Origin of the sequence: Citrobacter sp. Cf116 (assembly GCF_030336505.1) — a bacterium.
GTDB classification, from domain to species: Bacteria; Pseudomonadota; Gammaproteobacteria; order Enterobacterales; family Enterobacteriaceae; genus Citrobacter; species Citrobacter freundii.
The window spans coordinates 143,646-162,442 of the sequence record NZ_JAOWEQ010000040.1 but is presented as its reverse complement, the minus strand read 5'-3'; the positions used below and the strand labels follow the sequence as shown (position 1 = coordinate 162,442).

The window sequence follows — 18,797 nt, the reverse complement described above, 5'->3', positions numbered from 1 at the left end:
CCTATGTGCGAACATCACCATGCCGCGAAGCATATTTTGTGCTCGCAGTGTGACATGCTGGTGGCGTTACCTCGCCTTGAGCATGGTCAGAAAGCGGCATGTCCACGATGTGGCACTACGTTAACCGTTGAGTGGGACGCGCCCCGGCAGCGTCCCACTGCCTATGTTTTAGCCGCACTATTTATGCTGCTGCTGTCAAACCTCTTTCCCTTTGTGAATATGAACGTCGCAGGGGTGAGTAGTGAAGTGACGTTGCTGCAAATTCCCAGCGTGCTCTTTTCTGAAGATTACGCCAGTCTCGGCACCTTCTTTATCTTATTCGTTCAGCTGGTTCCGGCCTTTTGCCTGCTGACGATCCTGCTACTGGTAAACCGGGTTCAGATGCCCGAGCGGCTTAAAGCATGGCTGGCGCGCATTTTGTTTCAGTTAAAAAGCTGGGGAATGGCAGAAATCTTCCTCGCCGGCGTGCTGGTGAGCTTTGTTAAGCTGATGGCCTACGGCGATATCGGCGTGGGCAGCAGCTTTATTCCGTGGTGCTTCTTTTGCGTTTTACAGTTGCGTGCATTTCAGTGCGTTGACCGTCGCTGGCTATGGGATGATATTGCGCCAATGCCTGTCATAAAGCAGGCCTTAAAACCTGGCGTGCCTGGTATTCGACAGGGACTGCGTTCCTGCTCTTGCTGCACTGCAATACTTCCCGCTGATGAACGGGTGTGCCCACGCTGTCAGACGAAAGGCTATGTGCGGCGTAAAAACAGTCTGCAATGGACGTTGGCATTACTGTTTACGTCAATCATGCTTTATCTTCCTGCCAATATTCTGCCGATTATGATTACCGATTTGCTCGGGTCAAAGCTGCCGTCAACCATACTTGAGGGGGTGGTTTTAATCTGGAGCGAAGGCTCGTATCCGGTGGCTGCGGTTATCTTTATCGCCAGTATTATGGTGCCGACGTTGAAAATGATCGCCATTGCCTGGCTATGCTGGGACGCCAAAGGGCACGGCAAACGCGACAGTGAACGTATGCACCTGATTTATGAAGTTGTGGAATTTGTCGGTCGCTGGTCAATGATCGACGTATTTGTGATTGCGGTACTCTCTGCGCTGGTGCGCATGGGAGGGTTAATGAACATTTATCCTGCAATGGGTGCTTTGATGTTTGCTTTAGTCGTCATTATGACAATGTTTTCTGCGATGACATTTGATCCGCGTCTGTCGTGGGATCGTGAACCAGAACCAGGCCATGAGGAGTCCTGACAGCATGGAATCTAAAAGTGGGGAAGCCAAAGTGCAAAAGGTAAAAAACTGGTCGCCCGTGTGGATATTTCCTATCGTCACTGCACTCATTGGCGCGTGGGTTCTGTTTTATCACTACAGTCATCAGGGGCCACAGGTCACGCTTATTACCACCAATGCCGAAGGTATTGAAGGGGGCAAAACGACGATTAAGAGCCGCAGTGTAGACGTCGGCATCGTTGAGAGCGCAACCCTGACGGATGATCTGACCCATGTGGAGATTAAAGCGCGTCTTAACTCCGGAATGGAAAAGCTGCTGCATAAAGATTCTGTCTTTTGGGTGGTGAAGCCGCAGGTTGGACGTGAAGGTATCAGTGGGCTCGGCACGCTATTGTCCGGGGCTTATATTGAACTGCAGCCTGGCAATAAAGGCAGTAAGCTGGAAAATTACCAACTGCTGGATTCACCGCCGCTGGCCCCGCCAGATGCAAAAGGGATCCGTGTGATTCTGGACAGCAAAAAAGCCGGTCAGTTGAGTCCGGGCGATCCGGTGCTTTTTCGCGGCTATCGTGTAGGTTCGGTTGAAACCAGCACATTTGATGCGCAAAAGCGTACGATCAGCTATCAGCTTTTCATTAATGCGCCTAACGATCGTCTGGTGACCAGTAATGTGCGTTTCTGGAAAGACAGCGGGATCGCCGTAGATCTTACCTCAGCAGGTATGCGCGTAGAAATGGGGTCGCTCTCCACGCTGTTTGGCGGTGGTGTAAGTTTTGATGTGCCAGAAGGTTTAGAGCAGGGCGAGCCGGTCGCACAACAGTCAGCGTTTAATCTTTATGACGATCAAAAAAGCATTCAGGATTCACTGTATACCGATCATATCGATTATCTGATGTTCTTTAAAGATTCGATTCGTGGCCTGCAGCCTGGTGCGCCGCTGGAATTCCGTGGCATCCGCTTGGGTACGGTGAGTAAAGTACCTTTCTTCTCACCGAATATGCGCCAGGTGTTCAACAATGATTACCGCATTCCGGTGCTGGTACGCATCGAACCAGAACGTCTGAAGGCGCAGCTGGGCGAAGATACTGATGTTGGTGCTCATCTGGCGGAATTGCTTAAACGCGGATTACGGGCATCGCTCAAAACCGGGAACCTGGTGACCGGCGCGCTGTATGTCGATCTCGACTTCTACCCGAAAGAGCCGCCGATTACTGGTGTGCGTGAATTTAATGGTTATCAAATTATTCCGACCGTGAGCGGTGGTCTGGCGCAGATCCAACAGCGTCTGATGGAAGCGTTGGATAAGATTAATAATCTGCCGCTGAACCCGATGATTGAGCAGGCAACCAATACGCTGTCGGAAAGCCAGCGCACGATGAAGCATCTGCAAACCACGCTGGATAACATGAACAAGATCACGTCCAGCCAGTCGATGCAGGATCTTCCGGCGGATATGCAGAACACGCTGCGTGAACTAAATCGTAGCATGCAGGGCTTCCAGCCTGGTTCCGCGGCCTACAACAAGATGGTGGCAGATATGCAGCGTCTTGATCAGGTGCTACGTGAACTGCAACCGGTACTGAAAACGCTGAACGATAAGAGTAATGCGCTGGTATTTGAAGCGAAGGACAAAAAAGATCCAGAGCCGAAGAGGGCGAAACAATGAAAAAGTGGCTAGTGGTGATGATGGCGGTCTGGCTGACGTCATGCAGCTCCAGCGGAGAGAATAAAAGCTATTACCAGCTCCCTATCGCACAAGGCGGTGTGCAGAGCTCCGCCAATCAGGGAAACCGTCTGCTGTGGGTTGAACAGATTGCGGTACCTGATTATCTGGCCGGTAATGGGGTGGTTTACCAGACCAGCGATGTGCAATATGTTATAGCCAATAATAATCTCTGGGCCAGCCCATTAGATCAGCAATTGCGCAATACGCTGGTTGCTAACCTCAGCATGCAGTTGCCTGGCTGGGTTGTTGCTTCGCAGCCGCTGGGAAGCACCCAGGACACGCTGAACGTCACCGTAACCGGCTTCCACGGTCGTTACGATGGTAAGGTTATCGTGAGTGGTGAATGGTTGCTGAATCATCAGGGACAACTGATCAAACGTCCATTCCACATCGAAGCTGTACAGACTAAAGACGGCTACGATGAGATGGTGAAGGTTCTTGCCAACGCCTGGAGTCAGGAAGCGACGGCTATTGCTCAAGAGCTGAAACGCATCCCATAAGCTTAAATAATTGTAAATTATGCCGCCCCTGGCTCACCGCCCGGGGCGGTTTTTTTTATTTTTTTAGCCGTGGAGATAGCTGTTCTGACTGACTATTTTTGTACAAATGATTTAGAGGCTAGCTCACAAATATGACACTGGCGTGAATTTTGCGCATTGACGGGCCTAATGTTTAGGGGTATTCGTTTAGTGTGATTGCACACTTAGTAATCACTGTTTTCTTTTCCACCAGACCAAAAAATGAGGGAAACGAGGCATGAAGAGACAAAAACGAGATCGCCTGGAACGGGCACATCAACGTGGATATCAGGCCGGCATTGCCGGACGCTCAAAAGAAATGTGTCCCTATCAGACGCTGAATCAGAGGTCATACTGGCTGGGAGGCTGGCGAGAAGCCATGGGGGATAGGGTTTTAATGGCCTGATTCTGTCTCTTTAGATAAAAGAAACCTCCGCAGAGCGGAGGTTTCGCCTTTTTGCACACCAGATAAAACGGAGAAACGTTAATGTCTGGCTGCTACGCCGTCCTGGATTAGAACGCGGAAGTGTCCTGGAACAGACCCACTTTCAGATCGTTTGCGGTGTAGATCAGGCGACCATCAACCAGCACTTCACCATCAGCCAGGCCCATGATCAGGCGACGGTTAACGATACGTTTGAAGTGAATGCGGTAAGTGACTTTCTTCGCAGTCGGCAGAACCTGGCCGGTGAATTTAACTTCACCTACGCCCAGCGCACGGCCTTTACCTTCGCCGCCCAGCCAGCCGAGATAGAATCCAACCAGCTGCCACATGGCGTCGAGACCCAGGCAGCCCGGCATCACCGGATCGCCGATAAAGTGACAACCGAAGAACCACAGGTCTGGGTTGATATCCAGTTCAGCTTCAACATAACCTTTGTCAAAGTTGCCACCGGTTTCGGTCATCTTGATGACACGGTCCATCATCAGCATGCTTGGTGCTGGCAGTTGTGGCCCTTTTGCGCCAAACAGTTCACCGCGACCAGAGGCAAGAAGGTCTTCTTTCGTATAGGATTCGCGTTTATCTACCATGTTCTCTGTAAGCCTTATTTTATTGAAGCACGCAGGATAGCTAACACGTGTACGCTGAACAAGTCCGATCAGTTCGGAATAATCCAGTTCAGCCAACGTAGCGGCCATGGAAAACGGTGACGACCTTCCTGTTGCGTAGCCGTGGCAATACGCTCCTGAATGGTTTGCATCAGCGTTGTCTGGCCTTCGCCATCCCACACCAGATTTAACAACAGTGGCAGCGCATCAGTTACGTCGTCCACCGCCCAGATAGTGAATTTTTCTTCTTCTATGGCCTGTAGCAGCGCGGGATGCAGGCTGAGGTGTCTGACGTTAGCCGAAGGAATGATAACGCCCTGCGTGCCCGTCAGCTCACGCTGCTGGCAGATGGCGAAGAAACCTTCAATTTTCTCATTCAGACCACCGACAGGTTGCGCCCGACCAAACTGATCGACAGAACCGGTAATGGCGATACTTTGATTAACAGGCACGTCGGCGAGGGCGCTGATCAATGCGCACAGTTCTGCCATAGACGCGCTGTCACCGTCCACTTCGCTGTAAGATTGCTCAAAGGTCAGCGAGGCAGAGAAAGGGATTTGCTGCTCAAGCTGGAGTTCCGACATCAGGAACGCCTGCATAATCATCATACCCTTGGCATGAATATTTCCGCCGAGCTCGGCTTTGCGCTCAATGTCCGTAAACTCGCCGTCGCCAATATGCACGACGCAACTGATACGAGAAGGTTCGCCAAATGCGCGTGGGTGGCCTGGAAACTCAATCACCGACAAGGCGTTGATCTGGCCAATACGCTCGCCTTCTGTCTCGATAAGGATCTGCTCTTGCAGAATTTCATCCTGCATGCGTTCAGCCAGGAATCCCTCACGCCATTCGCGCTGAGCCAGCATCAGGCTGAACTGCTCAGCGTTGCAGGTTTCGCTCTCGCATAACGGGGCTACCTCTTTGAACTGTCTGGTGATCCACAGCGGGTTAAGCGGCAATGTATCCTGTTCACCGGTATAGCGGACGGCTTCACGGATCAAAACCTGCCAGGCATCAGGAGCGGGGTAAGGCAAATTATTGCGCATGGCAGTATGCGTGACCCACTGACACCACTGCGTCATGGTTTCGGCATCCACTATCTGCAGATTATCTTCAAACTCGCTGTAAATGGCCTGCTCAGCCAACTCTGGTTCCATGTCCTGGAAATCCGCCAGCGATTCACGCTCACCCACCAAAATCACTTTCAGTTTAAGCGGCATAGGCGGAACAGAGACAGGCAGTGGGCGAGACTCATCAAAAGCCACCCAATCAAAACGCTCGTGGCTGACAATGGCTTTCAGACGCATCCACAACAGAGGTTGGGCCAACAGCGTGCGCAATGAGATAACCAGCACCCCCCCATTGGCCTGATGTACCAGACCTGGCTGCAGCGTAATTTCGCCATTGAACTGACGTAGACAGCCAAACAGTTGTTCAGCTTCGGCCCAGTCAGCGCTGACCACCTGCGTCAACGTCGCAAAATTGTCTTCCGCTTTTTCAGCTGTACGATAACGAATAGTGTGACCGGAGATGTCGTAATGACCGCCAGTCAGGCTTCCTGCATCCGTGTGCAAGGGACGTGCTGCTTTTGCAATAAGGTTGAGATACTCAAGCTCCTCCGGTGCTTTCACCAACATGAACGAGGATGTTGTCCAGTGCTGAAGAAGCTGCTCTAGCGCGAATTGTAAACGTGGCTGAGTATCACTAAGTAAGGTGTCGGTGTCGTCAGTGACGTGCGGCTGTGCAAATACTTCCTGATAACTGTCGGTATCAGGAACCAGATCACGCCATGCAAGTTTCGTAATGGTCAAAGTTGATGTTTTTTAGTCTGTTGTAAAAAACGAGATTATACCGTAACCCTCACCACTAAACACCTGGAAAGCGCCGCGAAACGGTTGTGATGACGCGCGACAGTTCACAGGCTGGATATTCTTTTCTTCAGATGCCGAAAAAGCTGATATTCTGATAAGAGTTACACGGTAACATTGAGATCGCAATGAAATATCAACAACTTGAAAATCTTGAAAGCGGATGGAAATGGAAGTACCTGGTGAAGAAGCATCGCGAGGGGGAGTTGATTACCCGCTATGTGGAAGCCAGCGCTGCCAAAGAAGCCGTTGATTTGTTGCTAACCCTCGAAAATGAACCGGTTCGGGTCAACGCCTGGATTGAAGAATACATGAACCCTGCACTGCTCAATCGTATGAAGCAAACGATCCGGGCGAGGCGTAAGCGGCACTTTAATGCAGAACATCAACATACGCGTAAGAAATCTATCGATCTGGAGTTTATGGTCTGGCAGCGTCTGGCAGGTCTTGCGCAGCGGCGCGGAAAAACACTTTCTGAAACTATAGTGCAGCTGATTGAAGACGCAGAGCATAAAGAGAAGTACGCGAACAAAATGTCGACATTGAAGCAGGATTTACAGGCGTTGCTGGGAAAAGACTAGCGGTTGGCTGGTGTAACAAGAGGCTTGTTTTGAGTGGAAACAGATGAAAAAAAACCCCGCATAGCGGGGTTTTTTTATAAGACGATAACTTAAGCCTGAGGCTGAGTTACAACGTCTTTGATGCCTTTAACTTCGATCTCAACACGACGATCCGGAGCCAGGCAGTCGATCAGTGCAGCGCGAGCTTTCACGTTGTCACAGGTGTTGCCAGTAACAGGGTTGGATTCACCCATGCCACGTGCAGAGATTTTGTCAGAAGGAATACCTTTAGAGATCAGGTAATCAACAACGGACTGAGCACGTTTCTCGGACAGACCCTGGTTGTAAGCGTCAGAACCGATGCGGTCAGTGAAGCCCAGAACCACTACGGAACCGTCTTTCGGATCCAGGTTGCTCAGCTGGCTGTACATCTGGTCCAGAGCCTGCTGGCCTTCTGGTTTCAGAGTTGCTTTGTTGAAGTTGAACAGAACGTCAGACTTCAGAGTGAAGTGCTTGGTCTGTACTTCTGGAGCCGGAGCCGGAGCAACAACTACTGGAGCTGCTTCTTCCTGCTGGCCGAAACGGTAAGAAACACCAACGCTCAACAGGCCGTTATCCGGACGACCACCAACGGTGTTCGCGTCACCGATGTTGTTGGTCCACTGGTATTCCAGACGGGTAGCGATTTCAGGAGTAATTGCATACTCTACGCCACCAGCGAATACTGGGGATACACCAGTGTCGTGGTCTTTGAAGCCTTCGTTGTTTTTAGCGTCTGCACGCCAAACCATACCACCCAGACGGGTATAAACGTCCAGATCGTCAGTGATTGGGTAACCCAGTTTAGCGGTCAGCTGAACGCCCTGAGCTTTGAAAGCGCCGTTTTGATGAGTCTGGTCGGTGTAGCCTTTGTACGGCATACGGCCTAACCAGTCGTAACCCATTTCAAAACCAACGTACGGGTTAACCTGATAACCACCGAACGCACCGGCACCCAGTTGGCTTTCGTGGGTCGGACCGGCGTTGTTGATCTGGTTGTTGCCAATATCATGGTACTGAGACCAGCCCATTTTAGCACCAGCGTACCAGGTGTTATCTTTCGGAGCGGCCTGCGCCACGGTAGCGAAACCAGCCAGTGCCACTGCAATTGCGATAGCTGTCTTTTTCATTTTTTGCGCCTCGTTATCATCCAAAATTCGCCATGAATATCTCCGAAGAGAGATAACACGGTTAAATCCTTCACCCGGGGACCAGTTCAATAGTTGCTCTACCGATATCTGCGGCTTACGCCGAGCACCCCTGGCGATGTAAAGTCTACAACGTAGTTGAAAACTTACAAGTGTGAAGTCCGTCAGGCATATGAAAAAAAAAGGCTTGTATACATAATATTTAACATTTATTGATGACTAAATGCACTGAGGATTTCCTGAAAACCGCTTGAGACAGGCGTTCGGACGAAAAACGCGTTAAAGCTCAAAGGCAAATTAAAGCATGAAAAAAAATTCCAGGATAAATCCTAATTTTACTCAATGATACAAATTCGAGTGAATTTTTAGCCCGGAATGCTGTCTCCCCGCAAGTGACTGTGCGCAAACAGGACGCATGATAAAACCCATCGCATTTCCTTCATCAGCCGCTTTTACCAGCTCGGCATGTTCATCTTCCGTTAATTCTTCTGCCAGCCAGCCGATAACGACACTGTAATTACCTGTGCGCAGCGCACGGATCATCGATTCCAGCGTATTGCAGGGGGAGAGTTGGCTAATCTGCATTACTTTTGTCAATGGAAGTCCGGCTGACTGCACCCACTCCCGGCTTAATTTTTGCTGAGGCGTCAGCCACAGCTGCCAGCGTGATTGCTGCCCTAACTGTTGCAGCAGAGGAAGCAGCAGTAGTTGCGTCATCATGGGCTGGTCCTCGCGATAGACTACTTCACTGATAAGCCCAGCGGTTGCGTTCTCTGATGAAACGCGCGCAATGCTGCTTGATGCGGAAGAGAACGACGAAGAACGATTTGCATAGCCTGAAGTGTACATAATCAATCCAGCCCTGTGAGTTACTGTATGAATATACAGTAACCCTACCATCAACAAAGATCAACCTTATTTTCGGAAACAGGTTCGCAATTTTTAGTCATCGTCACGGGAAAAATAAAATTCATCTTGCCCCATACGCATAAGTTGCCTATTTTCGTCATTAACGGATCCGCTACTGAAAATCATTTGCTTACGTTATGATTTAAAAAGGATTTTTATGAAAGAGCTTTCTTATGCAAGGATCTATAAATCGCAGGAATATCTGGCTTCTCTGGGGACAATTCACTATCGCTCACTGTTTGGTGGCTACAGTCTGACGGTTGGCGATACGGTCTTTGCCATGGTCGCCAATGGTGAGTTGTATCTTCGCGCCTGTGAACAGAGCGCCCAGTATTGTGTACAAAATTCTCCTGTCTGGCTGACATTTATTAAGCGGGGACGTCCTCTTGTACTTAATTATTACCAGGTGAACGATGCCCTGTGGCAAAACCAGCAGCAACTGGTGTCGTTATCGCGATATTCGTTGGATGCAGCGGTTAAGGAAAAACAGAGTCGCTTTACCCAGCATCGTCTGCGGGAATTGCCGAATATGACGTTTCATCTGGAGACTCTGCTGAATGAAGTTGGAATTAAAGATGAGGGGACAATGCGGTCGTTGGGAGCACAAATGTGCTGGCTGAAACTTCGGCAAAATAACCCGGCTCTGACGGTAAAAGTACTCTATGCCCTTGAAGGCGCGGTAGGGGGGATACATGAAGCCGCGCTCCCGGCGACGCGTCGCCAGGAGCTGGTGGAGTGGGTAAGTTCTCTTACGCCGGAACCGGGGTATTAGAAGGTAGTACGGCAATTTGCTGCTGTAATCGCCGGATTTCCGGGAGCAGAGCGATCAATAACCCAACTTGCTGAACGACCAGAGGCTCTTTACTGTCCGGGCGTGGTTCCAGGTGCTGAATTCGCTGCTTCAGCCCTTCTAACGCCTGGTATACGCGTTGCTCGTCAGCGGGTTGATGGTGAAGGGCATCATCAACATAGCAAACAGCGTCATCCAGCAATGCCAGAACGTCTGGATTGGTCAACTGTTCGCGATGTGCGCCAAGCGCAGAAATATAGCTGGTAAACGTATGGTTGAGACACAGTAAACGGAACGCCGTTTCGCGGGTTTGGGCCGTCACATCCGGCTCGCTCGACATGTTTGACACCACGGAGGCGAGTTCAGCATCACGGTTATGCGCGTCACGGCGAGCGATACGGTAGGCCAGACGATTATCACGACCCTGATGGTATTGTTCGAGAATTGCATCAAGGTAGCGGCAGTTAGCGTCAGTCGCCCGCTCAATTACCCGTGGTAGATTACGAAAACGCCAGTCTGGCCAGATGAAACTGACAGCCGCCCAGGCGATAGCACAGCCAATTAGCGTATCGATGACACGCGGCAGCGCAACCTCAAAGCCTTCGCCGAGCAGGTTAAAGCACAGTAATACCAGCAGCGTGATAAACATGGTGGCATGCGCATACTGGACGTTGCGAAAGGCAAAAAACAGTACACCAGTGATCACTAAAAGTATTAGCTGCCCTTCTAAAGAGGGCACAAACCACAGGATCGGTAAACCGATGGCAATCCCAACCAACGTGCCGATAATCCTGAGCGCCAGGCGATGTCGGGTGGCATTGTAGTTTGGTTGACAGACAAACAGGCTGGTCAGCAAGATCCAGTATCCGTGATTCATGCCGGTTACCTGGATAATGGCATAACCAACACAGAGTACTAACGACATGCGGACGGCATGGCGGAACAGTGCGGACTCTGGGGTGAAATTACGGCTCAGGCGTAACCAGATATCGCTGAATCCATGGGGACTGTCATCAGCAAGCTGATTTTCAGACTCATTGCGCGAGAGTACCTGAGCCTGTTCAGACTCAATGGTGGCCAGTTGCGCATCGATAGCCCGCAGGTTCGATAGTAAGAATCCCAGCGTATTGAGCAGATCTGCAGGCTCACCACTGGCACGCATGCGCTCAAGTGCGGCATCTATATGGGTGAAGACGCGTTCAAAGTGCGGATCGTGCTGGTAAGGCGTGCGTAATAAAATACAACGAGACAATTGTGAACAGGCTTGTCCTTGCATCGACATCAACCGCTGGAAGCGGAACATCACATCGCTATGACGGAAATGATCGCGTAGCGTTTGATACTGAATATGTGAGGAGCTTGCGCGTTCATGAATATCCTGCGCCACAAAATAGTAATGTAGCGTGCGACGTGTTCCCCGTTGTCCACGGTCACCGCGCAGGCGAGTCAGCAGCGACACTTTGGTCTGGTTTAGCGTTGCCATCAGTTGCCCATTAGCGAGGGCTAAATCATACAACGGCGCCTGGCTTTCATCTTCTATGTCGGGATCAAAAAGACGCGACTTCAGTTCCAGGTAGTGCGCTAATTGTTCGTAGCTGCGTGCAAGATTATCCTGTAAGGGGCGGATGGGGAACAGAAGATGTCCGGTGAGCGTCAGCAGGTTATACCAGATAGCGCCAGCGAGCAGCAGGATTGGTTGTTGATACCACTGATCGTAAAGCGAGGTGCCCAGCATCGTGTAAATGGCGATGAGCAACGCGCCAAAAGCGATGGTTGCATAGCGCTGGCCTAATCCCCCCAGCAGAATAAAACCGCTGGTGGAAAGCGTTAACCCAATAGCAAACAGCCAGGGCCATGGGAAGAGCAGTTCAACGGAGGCTGAGGCAATAAAAAAGCACACCAGCGTGATGATTAAATTGCGCAGTCGGCCCGCGAGACGATCGTCGAGATCGGTAAGTGCGGCAGCGACCATACCTAGCGTGAGAGGGATGGTCAGCTTGACGTCACCCAGCCACCAGGGCAGCGCCGTTGTACCGCATAGCGCGATAAAAATCCGCACGTAGTACAACCAGGTGCTGTTCCAGGTATAGCGTTTGAGCAGAGGACTTAACATAAAGGCCATTGGTCCTGATTATTCAAAGCGACGACGTGCATTGGCTTCACGCGCTGCACGGGCAACTTCTACTGAAACTACCCGGCGACCCACCGGCCAGAGCGCAATGGCAGCGATTTTAAAGTTCGCAATGCCAACCGGAATACCAATAATCGTTATGCACTGAGCAATACCAGAGACAATGTGCATCAGACACAACCACCAGCCGAAGAAAATCAGCCAGAAAATATTGAGCACGGTGCCGCCGGTATTCAACAGGACGCTTTTACCGGCCGGATTCAGTTCATCGACATGTATCGCTTCGTTGCCATAGGGAAACAGCGAAAGTCGGGTTATCTCCCAGCATGAACGGGTTAAGGGTAAAGTAAAAATAAGCACGACACTGACCAGCGTTGCCAGTAACCAGGCCAGGGTGGTGGCGAACCCTCCAAGCACAAAATTTAAAATATTCAGAACAGTACGCATAAACCCTCGGTTAACTCTGGTTTTCTGTGAATTCGGCAATTGTAACGTTTTTTTGGGCTGGAGCACGTTTTCTCTGGCGGTTACACTGATAAGCAAACCTCTTCGTGTGGATCCGCTTGAGTCTTATGGAACTGAAAGCTACTTCTCTTGGAAAACGTCTGGCACAACACCCTTACGATCGGGCCGTTATTCTCAATGCCGGGATTAAAGTTTCCGGCGATCGTCACGAGTATCTTATTCCCTTCAATCAGTTACTGGCTATTCATTGCAAACGTGGTCTGGTGTGGGGCGAGCTGGAGTTTGTACTCCCGGATGAGAAGGTGGTCCGTCTTCACGGTACAGAGTGGGCGGAAACCCAGCGCTTCCATCATCATTTGAATGCACTCTGGCAACAGTGGAGCCAGGAAATGAGTGACGTTGCTGCGGGGGTTTTACAGCAGCAGTTGGATGCGATAGCGGCGCGTACTAGTGAAAGTAAATGGCTGACGCGCGAACAAACATCAGGGCTGCAGCAGCAGATTCGCCGTGCCTTTGCTGCTTTACCGCTCCCGGTTAATCGGCTGGAAGAATTTGAAAATTGCCGGGAGGCGTTACGTCAATGCCAGGCGTGGTTGAAGGACATTGAAGCCTGCCGCTTACAGCACAATCAGGCGTACACCGAGGCAATGCTGGAAGAGTATGCTGAGTTTTTCCAGCATATTGAATCTTCGCCGTTGAATCCGGCTCAGGCGCGCGCGGTAGTGAACGGTGAGCAATCCTTATTGGTTCTTGCGGGGGCCGGAAGCGGCAAAACATCCGTATTGGTCGCCCGTGCGGGCTGGCTGCTTGCTCGAGGAGAGGCGGCGGCTGAACAGATCCTGTTGCTGGCGTTTGGACGCAAAGCAGCCCAGGAGATGGATGACCGCATTCGTGAGCGTCTGCATACGGACGAGGTCACTGCGCGGACGTTCCATTCACTGGCGTTGTACATTATTTCGCAAGGTAGCAAAAAAGTTCCAACAGTGAGCAAGCTGGAAAATGATGCCGCCGCTCGCAACAAACTATTTATAACGACCTGGCGTCAGCAGTGCAGTGAGAAAAAGGCTCAGGCTAAAGGCTGGCGACAATGGTTAGAAGAAGAAATGCAGTGGTCTGTACCCGAAGGTAACTTCTGGGATGACGAAAAATTACAGCGCCGTCTGGCCTCCCGGTTGGATCGCTGGGTTAGTTTGATGCGGATGCATGGTGGAGCACAGGCGGAGATGATTGCTAATGCTCCGGAGGAGATCCGCGATCTGTTCAGTAAACGCATAAAGCTAATGGCGCCGCTGCTCAAGGCCTGGAAGAGTGCCCTGAAGGATGAGAATGCCGTCGATTTCTCCGGGTTGATCCATCAGGCTATTGTCATTCTGGAGAAGGGGCGGTTTATCAGTCCGTGGAAACATATTCTGGTCGATGAATTTCAGGATATTTCCCCTCAGCGCGCCGCCCTGTTAGCCGCCTTGCGAAAACAAAACTCGCAGACCACACTGTTTGCCGTGGGAGATGACTGGCAGGCCATTTACCGGTTCAGCGGAGCACAGCTTTCTCTGACGACCGCATTCCAGCAAAATTTTGGTGAGGGCGATAGCTGTAATCTGGATACGACTTACCGTTTTAATAGCCGGATTGGCGAAGTCGCAAACCAGTTTATCCAGCAAAACCCACATCAGCTCACGAAACCGCTGAACAGTCTGACGATCGGTGATAAAAAAGCTGTCACGTTGCTCGATGAAAGTCAGTTAGATCTGTTGCTGGATAAGTTGTCGGGTTTTGTGAAAGCTGAAGAGAGAATTCTGGTGCTGGCGCGGTACCATCATCTGAAGCCAGCCAGCCTGGACAAAGCGACCACCCGCTGGCCCAAGCTGCAGTTGGATTTTATGACTATTCATGCTAGCAAAGGGCAGCAGGCGGATTACGTCATTGTTATGGGGCTTCATGACGGGAATGACGGTTTTCCGGCTCCGGCTCGCGAGTCGATTATGGAAGAGGCGTTACTCCCGGCAGTTGAAGATTTTCCTGATGCTGAAGAGCGGCGGTTGCTGTATGTGGCGCTAACGCGTGCACGACATCGGGTATGGCTACTGTTTAGCAAAGACGCGCCATCATGTTTTGTTGATGAGCTTAAGCAATTAGACGTTCCGGTGACCCGGAAACCTTGAAAAGCAGGCGGCAGTTGCCGCCTGCTTAGCGTTTATTTGAGGCGTTCTGCAAGATAACGGGCGTAATCCGGGATCAAGATATCCGTTGCGTCGTTGAAGTTTGGCGACTGGATAATAAAATCAGCCGTTGACACGTTGGTGGCGACCGGAATGTTCCAGACTGTGGCCAGGCGTAGCAGGGCTTTGACATCAGGATCGTGGGGAACGGCGTTGAGCGGATCCCAGAAGAAAATCAGCACATCAATTTTCCCTTCTGAAATTAGCGCACCCACCTGCTGGTCACCCCCCATCGGGCCGCTCAGCATGGCGTTGACGTCCATTCCTGTCGCGCGTTGAATTAGATTTCCTGTTGTTCCTGTAGCATACAGAACGTGTTTTTCCAGTAATGGCTGGTGGCGTTCAACCCAGCTCATCAACATCTTTTTGCAGTGATCGTGTGCGACCAACGCAATATGTTTCTGCGCTGGTAATGTGCGAGTCGTTAATTCCATAGTACAGCTCCCAAGTTAACCTTGTTACAGAGTACTGGAAGCACTTGACGCTGCAAGAGAAAGACAAAAAAAATGCGTATACGAACATAAATGTCACGATGGGGGCTGTTTCTCAGCCCATTGTAAGAAGTTACTTCGCGTTTGTGCGTCAGCCTGTTGAAACCAATATTTTAAGCGCTGCTCGGTCAGCGTTTGCGACTGAGGCGGCACGCGATCCAGTTCAGATACCCCGGAAAGCAGTGAACTGTCATCGGCCATCATCGTGGCAAATTGCGGTAAAGACGCATGCTTAGCCGCTTTGTTATAGCGCTCTGTTTCCATTTCATAATCTACGATTTTGGCGGTGGATGTGATTGACAGAATATCCAGCTTAACCGGTATAGGCATGGAATCCCCATCCAGCAGTTCTACGCGTGGTGCATCATCAAAATGCGTTGCATCTCGCTCGTTGCTCAGACGTGGCAGGTGAAAATTAACCTGACTGACGAGTTGGGTATCAAAGCTGATGACCAGCGGGGGCGAAATATACAGACGTTCTTCGTGGCTGGACAGGCGAATGGTTTTTTCTACGCGAAACACGAGTTGGTGCCGACCATTTTCCAGCTCAATACTGTCGGCACCACGCAGTAATGAGCTGGAGACTTTTTTTCCGTCCAGCACCAGAAGGTCAATATCATTAGACAGACGTAGAGAGGTAGCAAAAACGGTTACCGGCAAACACAGGGCAATTAAGGCTGTCACAATGCCGGCTTTCATAGGTTTCTCCTGTCCAGAAAAAATCTGTATAAGATGTATCTAAATTTTTCGATAATCATGTTTACTAACATATAGACATATTTTTGAGTTTAGCTCTCATGCGCCAGTATGGGATGAATGGTCGCAAAGTCAGGTTTGTCGTACACTTTGCTAAACAGCCTGGAGGAAAACGATGAAAGAGACCGATATTGCTGGCATTTTGACAACGACCCGCACGATTGCACTGGTGGGAGCAAGCGATAAACCCGATCGCCCAAGCTATCGGGTTATGAAATATTTACTCGATCATGGCTATCACGTTATTCCTGTTTCACCGAAAGTTGCCGGAAAAACACTGCTGGGGCAGCAGGGCTATGCGACGCTGGCAGATGTACCAGAGAAAGTGGATATGGTAGATGTCTTCCGTAATTCCGAAGCGGCGTGGGGTGTTGCTCAGGAGGCAATTGCCATCGGCGCGAAGACCCTATGGATGCAGCTCGGCGTGATTAACGAGCAAGCAGCCGTACTGGCTCGTGATGCAGGGTTGACGGTGGTGATGGATCGTTGCCCGGCGATTGAGATCCCGCGGCTGGGACTGGCGAAGTAAGGTTGATCTGTAGCCGAACAAAACGCACAGACCCGATTAGCTAATCGGGTCTGTGTTTGCATCAATTGCGCAGGCGCGGGGCCTGAAGCTGTTTTCGAATTGTTCGCGCCAGTTCATCCATCGACGGTTGCTCCGGATGTTCTTCCTGTAGCTCGCTACTCAGTTGTGCTTCGGCCAGATACGTATGTACTGGCAGACCATTATCGTCTTCCATCACCACGTGATACCAGGGAGCGGCGCGAAGTTCGTCGTTAACCGCCAACTCATCGGCTGACGGTTGATCAAGCGAATATTCCGGGTCGATATCCACGACCACTCCGAGGTAACCTAACAGGGAATGGCGGACCTGCTGGCCGATACCGAATTTGCTGGCAATCATAGTCACCTCCCGGGAAATAGATACCCTCTATGTAAGGGTAATATTCCACTTTTCAAGTTACATGATGCGACAGGCAAACCCTTTCAGATACAGCCCTTCCGGGTAGGTAGCGATCACCGGGTGATCGGCGGCCTGACGGAACTGCTCTATAAATTGTACATCACGACCAGCATCTATTGCGGCATCAGCGATGATTTTCTGAAATAAATCGGTGGTCATAAGCCCAGAGCAGGAGAAAGTCAGCAGTACGCCGCCCGGATTCAGTAACTGAATAGCCAGCATATTGATGTCCTTATAGCCGCGGCAGGCACCCATCAACTGGCTTTTGTTTTCGACAAATTTCGGCGGATCCATCACGATGACGTCGAATTTCTCACCACGATCGCGATAAGCTCGCAGAAGTTTGAACACATCATCACGCACGAACTCAGCTTTGCTCAGATCCAGCTTGTTCAGTTCCACGTTCTGGCGGGCAATATCGAGCGCTTCCTGAGAGGTGTCAACGCTGACGACCTGACGGCATCCACCCATTAATGCTGAAACCGCAAATCCACCGGTATAAGAGAAACAGTTCAGCACACGCTGATTTTCCACATAACGACGCGTGGCCAGGCGGCTATCGCGTTGATCGAGGTAATAGCCGGTTTTGTGACCATGCTGAATATCAACCAGTAGCTTCATGCCGTGCTCTTCAATTGGCAGCAGTGCTGGCGGAAGCTCGCCCGTTACTGGCCCTTGAGTCAGCTCCATACCTTCTTTTTTTCGCACCGCTACGTCGCTACGGTCATAAATGGCGCAGTCCGGGAAAACAATTTGCAGAGCGCTAATCAGCGCGGCGCGTTGGTATTCAGCCCCCGCACTGAGCAACTGCAACACCAGGAAGTTGCCGAAGCGGTCAATGGTGACACCCGGCAGACCATCGGATTCGCCGGCGATCAGACGGTAGCTATCCAGACCGTCTTTTTTCGCCAGCCAGTCACGCCATGTCTGCGCCTGCTGCAGACGACGGGTGAAGAAATCAATATCGATGGACTCAGACTTGTCAAATGTCCAGACGCGTGCACGGATCTGCGACGCGGGTGAGTACGCGCCGCGTGCTAACCATTTACCCTGATGGTCAACAATATCGATGGTTTCACCGAGGCTGGCTTTACCTTCCATACGTGCGACAGCACCGGAAAATACCCACGGATGGCGGCGCAGTAATGATTTTTCGCGCCCTTTGGCTAACACTAAACGTACACTCATAATTTACTATTCTGTCAATTCAAAGAAATGGGCGCCATTGTCCTGAGTTTTATGCATATTTGCAACGCGCGCTGTGATGATAAGGAGAACCGCAATGTCGAAAGTCTGCATAATCGCCTGGGTCTATGGCCGGGTTCAGGGAGTAGGATTTCGCTACACCACCCAGCATGAAGCACAACGGCTGGGATTGACCGGATACGCGAAGAATATGGATGACGGCAGCGTAGAGGTTGTCGCCTGCGGTGAAGGTGACCGGGTGGAACAACTGATGAAGTGGTTGAAAGCCGGGGGGCCGCGAAGCGCCAGGGTAGACAGAGTTCTCAGCGAACCCCATCGTCCTGGCGACGAGCTAAAGGGATTTAGTATCCGTTATTAAATACATTTCACCGGTTTCGGCAGGCCGGCAATTTTAGTCGCCTGCTTGGCGGGTCCTTTCGGGAACAGGCGGTAGAGATAACGGCTGTTGCCTTTTTCTTCGCCAAACTTGTTGGCCATCGCTTTTACCAGCATGCGAATAGCGGGGGAGGTATTAAATTCCAGATAAAAATCGCGGACAAAACGCACCACTTCCCAGTGTTCTGCGGAGAGCGTAATGCCTTCGTTTTCGGCGATTTTCTCCGCCAGCGGCTCGCTCCACAGCGTGGTATCTTTCAGATAGCCTTCGCTATCGGTACTGATTTCTTTACCTTCAAAGATCAACATAATTCGTCACTACGTTAGTCAAACTGGCGGCAG

At 50.9% G+C, this 18,797-nt stretch carries 20 protein-coding genes; 9 read left to right on the top strand and 11 right to left on the bottom strand.

All coding sequences use genetic code 11. From position 1 onward, the window contains the following. Window positions 1–3: 3 nt before the first annotated feature. The 4 genes from pqiA (at window position 4) to rmf (ending at window position 3,886) form a co-directional block, all read left to right on the top strand. On the top strand, window positions 4–1,257 hold the full coding sequence (gene pqiA / locus OGV74_RS17560) for a membrane integrity-associated transporter subunit PqiA (RefSeq protein WP_003035862.1): 1,254 nt from the start codon (window positions 4–6) through the stop codon (window positions 1,255–1,257). A gap of 4 nt (window positions 1,258–1,261) precedes the next feature. Then, window positions 1,262–2,902: an intermembrane transport protein PqiB gene (pqiB, locus tag OGV74_RS17555; RefSeq protein WP_003836843.1), complete on the top strand. Its 1,641-nt coding sequence runs from the start codon at window positions 1,262–1,264 to the stop codon at window positions 2,900–2,902. After that, window positions 2,899–3,462 (top strand): membrane integrity-associated transporter subunit PqiC, encoded by a 564-nt coding sequence (pqiC, locus tag OGV74_RS17550; protein WP_003035868.1) that lies wholly within the window; start codon window positions 2,899–2,901, stop codon window positions 3,460–3,462. The genes pqiB and pqiC overlap by 4 nt, the downstream gene beginning before the upstream one ends. Before the next feature lie 256 nt (window positions 3,463–3,718). Then, window positions 3,719–3,886: a ribosome modulation factor gene (rmf, locus tag OGV74_RS17545; RefSeq protein ID WP_003035871.1), complete on the top strand. Its 168-nt coding sequence runs from the start codon at window positions 3,719–3,721 to the stop codon at window positions 3,884–3,886. A 107-nt stretch (window positions 3,887–3,993) separates the two neighbouring features. On the opposite strand, the gene fabA is transcribed toward rmf, so the two are convergent. Further along, window positions 3,994–4,512 carry a bifunctional 3-hydroxydecanoyl-ACP dehydratase/trans-2-decenoyl-ACP isomerase gene (fabA, locus tag OGV74_RS17540; protein WP_003035875.1) on the bottom strand — a complete coding sequence of 173 codons (519 nt, stop codon included), beginning with the start codon at window positions 4,510–4,512 and terminating at the stop codon, window positions 3,994–3,996. Window positions 4,513–4,580: 68 nt separating this feature from the next. Then, on the bottom strand, window positions 4,581–6,341 hold the full coding sequence (locus OGV74_RS17535; protein WP_003035878.1) for an AAA family ATPase: 1,761 nt from the start codon (window positions 6,339–6,341) through the stop codon (window positions 4,581–4,583). 185 nt (window positions 6,342–6,526) lie between these two features. Here OGV74_RS17535 and matP point away from each other — a divergent pair, with 185 nt between their 5' ends. After that, window positions 6,527–6,979: a macrodomain Ter protein MatP gene (gene matP, locus OGV74_RS17530; RefSeq protein ID WP_003035881.1), complete on the top strand. Its 453-nt coding sequence runs from the start codon at window positions 6,527–6,529 to the stop codon at window positions 6,977–6,979. Window positions 6,980–7,068: 89 nt separating this feature from the next. On the opposite strand, the gene ompA is transcribed toward matP, so the two are convergent. Beyond that, window positions 7,069–8,127 carry a porin OmpA gene (ompA, locus tag OGV74_RS17525; protein ID WP_003836839.1) on the bottom strand — a complete coding sequence of 353 codons (1,059 nt, stop codon included), beginning with the start codon at window positions 8,125–8,127 and terminating at the stop codon, window positions 7,069–7,071. A 357-nt stretch (window positions 8,128–8,484) separates the two neighbouring features. Further along, window positions 8,485–8,994, bottom strand: coding sequence for an SOS-induced cell division inhibitor SulA (sulA, locus tag OGV74_RS17520; RefSeq protein WP_032936288.1), 510 nt, complete (start codon window positions 8,992–8,994; stop codon window positions 8,485–8,487). Window positions 8,995–9,211: 217 nt separating this feature from the next. Here sulA and OGV74_RS17515 point away from each other — a divergent pair, with 217 nt between their 5' ends. Then, window positions 9,212–9,826 carry a TfoX/Sxy family DNA transformation protein gene (locus tag OGV74_RS17515; RefSeq protein WP_003035889.1) on the top strand — a complete coding sequence of 205 codons (615 nt, stop codon included), beginning with the start codon at window positions 9,212–9,214 and terminating at the stop codon, window positions 9,824–9,826. On the opposite strand, the gene yccS is transcribed toward OGV74_RS17515, so the two are convergent. Together yccS and OGV74_RS17505 are read right to left on the bottom strand one after the other, a co-directional pair. Then, the gene (gene yccS / locus OGV74_RS17510; protein ID WP_032941200.1) at window positions 9,804–11,957 is read right to left on the bottom strand and encodes a YccS family putative transporter; all 2,154 of its coding nucleotides are present in this window, start codon (window positions 11,955–11,957) and stop codon (window positions 9,804–9,806) included. The two genes, OGV74_RS17515 and yccS, sit on opposite strands and share 23 nt — an antisense overlap. Before the next feature lie 18 nt (window positions 11,958–11,975). Next, complete coding sequence (locus OGV74_RS17505) at window positions 11,976–12,422, bottom strand: YccF domain-containing protein (RefSeq protein WP_086503917.1); 447 nt, start codon at window positions 12,420–12,422, stop codon at window positions 11,976–11,978. A 125-nt stretch (window positions 12,423–12,547) separates the two neighbouring features. On the opposite strand from OGV74_RS17505, the gene helD reads away from it, so the two are divergent. Continuing rightward, window positions 12,548–14,602 (top strand): DNA helicase IV, encoded by a 2,055-nt coding sequence (gene helD / locus OGV74_RS17500; RefSeq protein WP_086503918.1) that lies wholly within the window; start codon window positions 12,548–12,550, stop codon window positions 14,600–14,602. Window positions 14,603–14,634: 32 nt separating this feature from the next. Here the strand turns inward: helD and mgsA are convergent, their stop codons facing one another. Both mgsA and csgI read right to left on the bottom strand, forming a co-directional pair. Then, a complete protein-coding gene (gene mgsA, locus OGV74_RS17495) occupies window positions 14,635–15,093 on the bottom strand; it encodes a methylglyoxal synthase (protein WP_003035897.1) in 459 nt (152 codons plus the stop codon). A 93-nt stretch (window positions 15,094–15,186) separates the two neighbouring features. Then, a complete protein-coding gene (gene csgI / locus OGV74_RS17490; RefSeq protein ID WP_016149882.1) occupies window positions 15,187–15,849 on the bottom strand; it encodes a curli synthesis inhibitor in 663 nt (220 codons plus the stop codon). A 172-nt stretch (window positions 15,850–16,021) separates the two neighbouring features. Between csgI and OGV74_RS17485 the strand changes: the two genes are divergently transcribed. Next, window positions 16,022–16,435, top strand: a complete 414-nt coding sequence (locus OGV74_RS17485; RefSeq protein ID WP_086503919.1) for a CoA-binding protein — start codon at window positions 16,022–16,024, stop codon at window positions 16,433–16,435. A 61-nt stretch (window positions 16,436–16,496) separates the two neighbouring features. Here OGV74_RS17485 and hspQ read toward each other — a convergent pair whose 3' ends face one another. Next, window positions 16,497–16,814, bottom strand: coding sequence for a heat shock protein HspQ (gene hspQ / locus OGV74_RS17480; RefSeq protein ID WP_003035905.1), 318 nt, complete (start codon window positions 16,812–16,814; stop codon window positions 16,497–16,499). 57 nt (window positions 16,815–16,871) lie between these two features. After that, on the bottom strand, window positions 16,872–18,062 hold the full coding sequence (gene rlmI / locus OGV74_RS17475; RefSeq protein WP_086503920.1) for a 23S rRNA (cytosine(1962)-C(5))-methyltransferase RlmI: 1,191 nt from the start codon (window positions 18,060–18,062) through the stop codon (window positions 16,872–16,874). A gap of 94 nt (window positions 18,063–18,156) precedes the next feature. On the opposite strand from rlmI, the gene yccX reads away from it, so the two are divergent. Continuing rightward, window positions 18,157–18,438 (top strand): acylphosphatase, encoded by a 282-nt coding sequence (yccX, locus tag OGV74_RS17470; protein WP_003836833.1) that lies wholly within the window; start codon window positions 18,157–18,159, stop codon window positions 18,436–18,438. On the opposite strand, the gene tusE is transcribed toward yccX, so the two are convergent. Further along, on the bottom strand, window positions 18,435–18,764 hold the full coding sequence (gene tusE / locus OGV74_RS17465; protein WP_003035914.1) for a sulfurtransferase TusE: 330 nt from the start codon (window positions 18,762–18,764) through the stop codon (window positions 18,435–18,437). The genes yccX and tusE overlap by 4 nt on opposite strands. Window positions 18,765–18,797 lie beyond the last annotated feature (33 nt).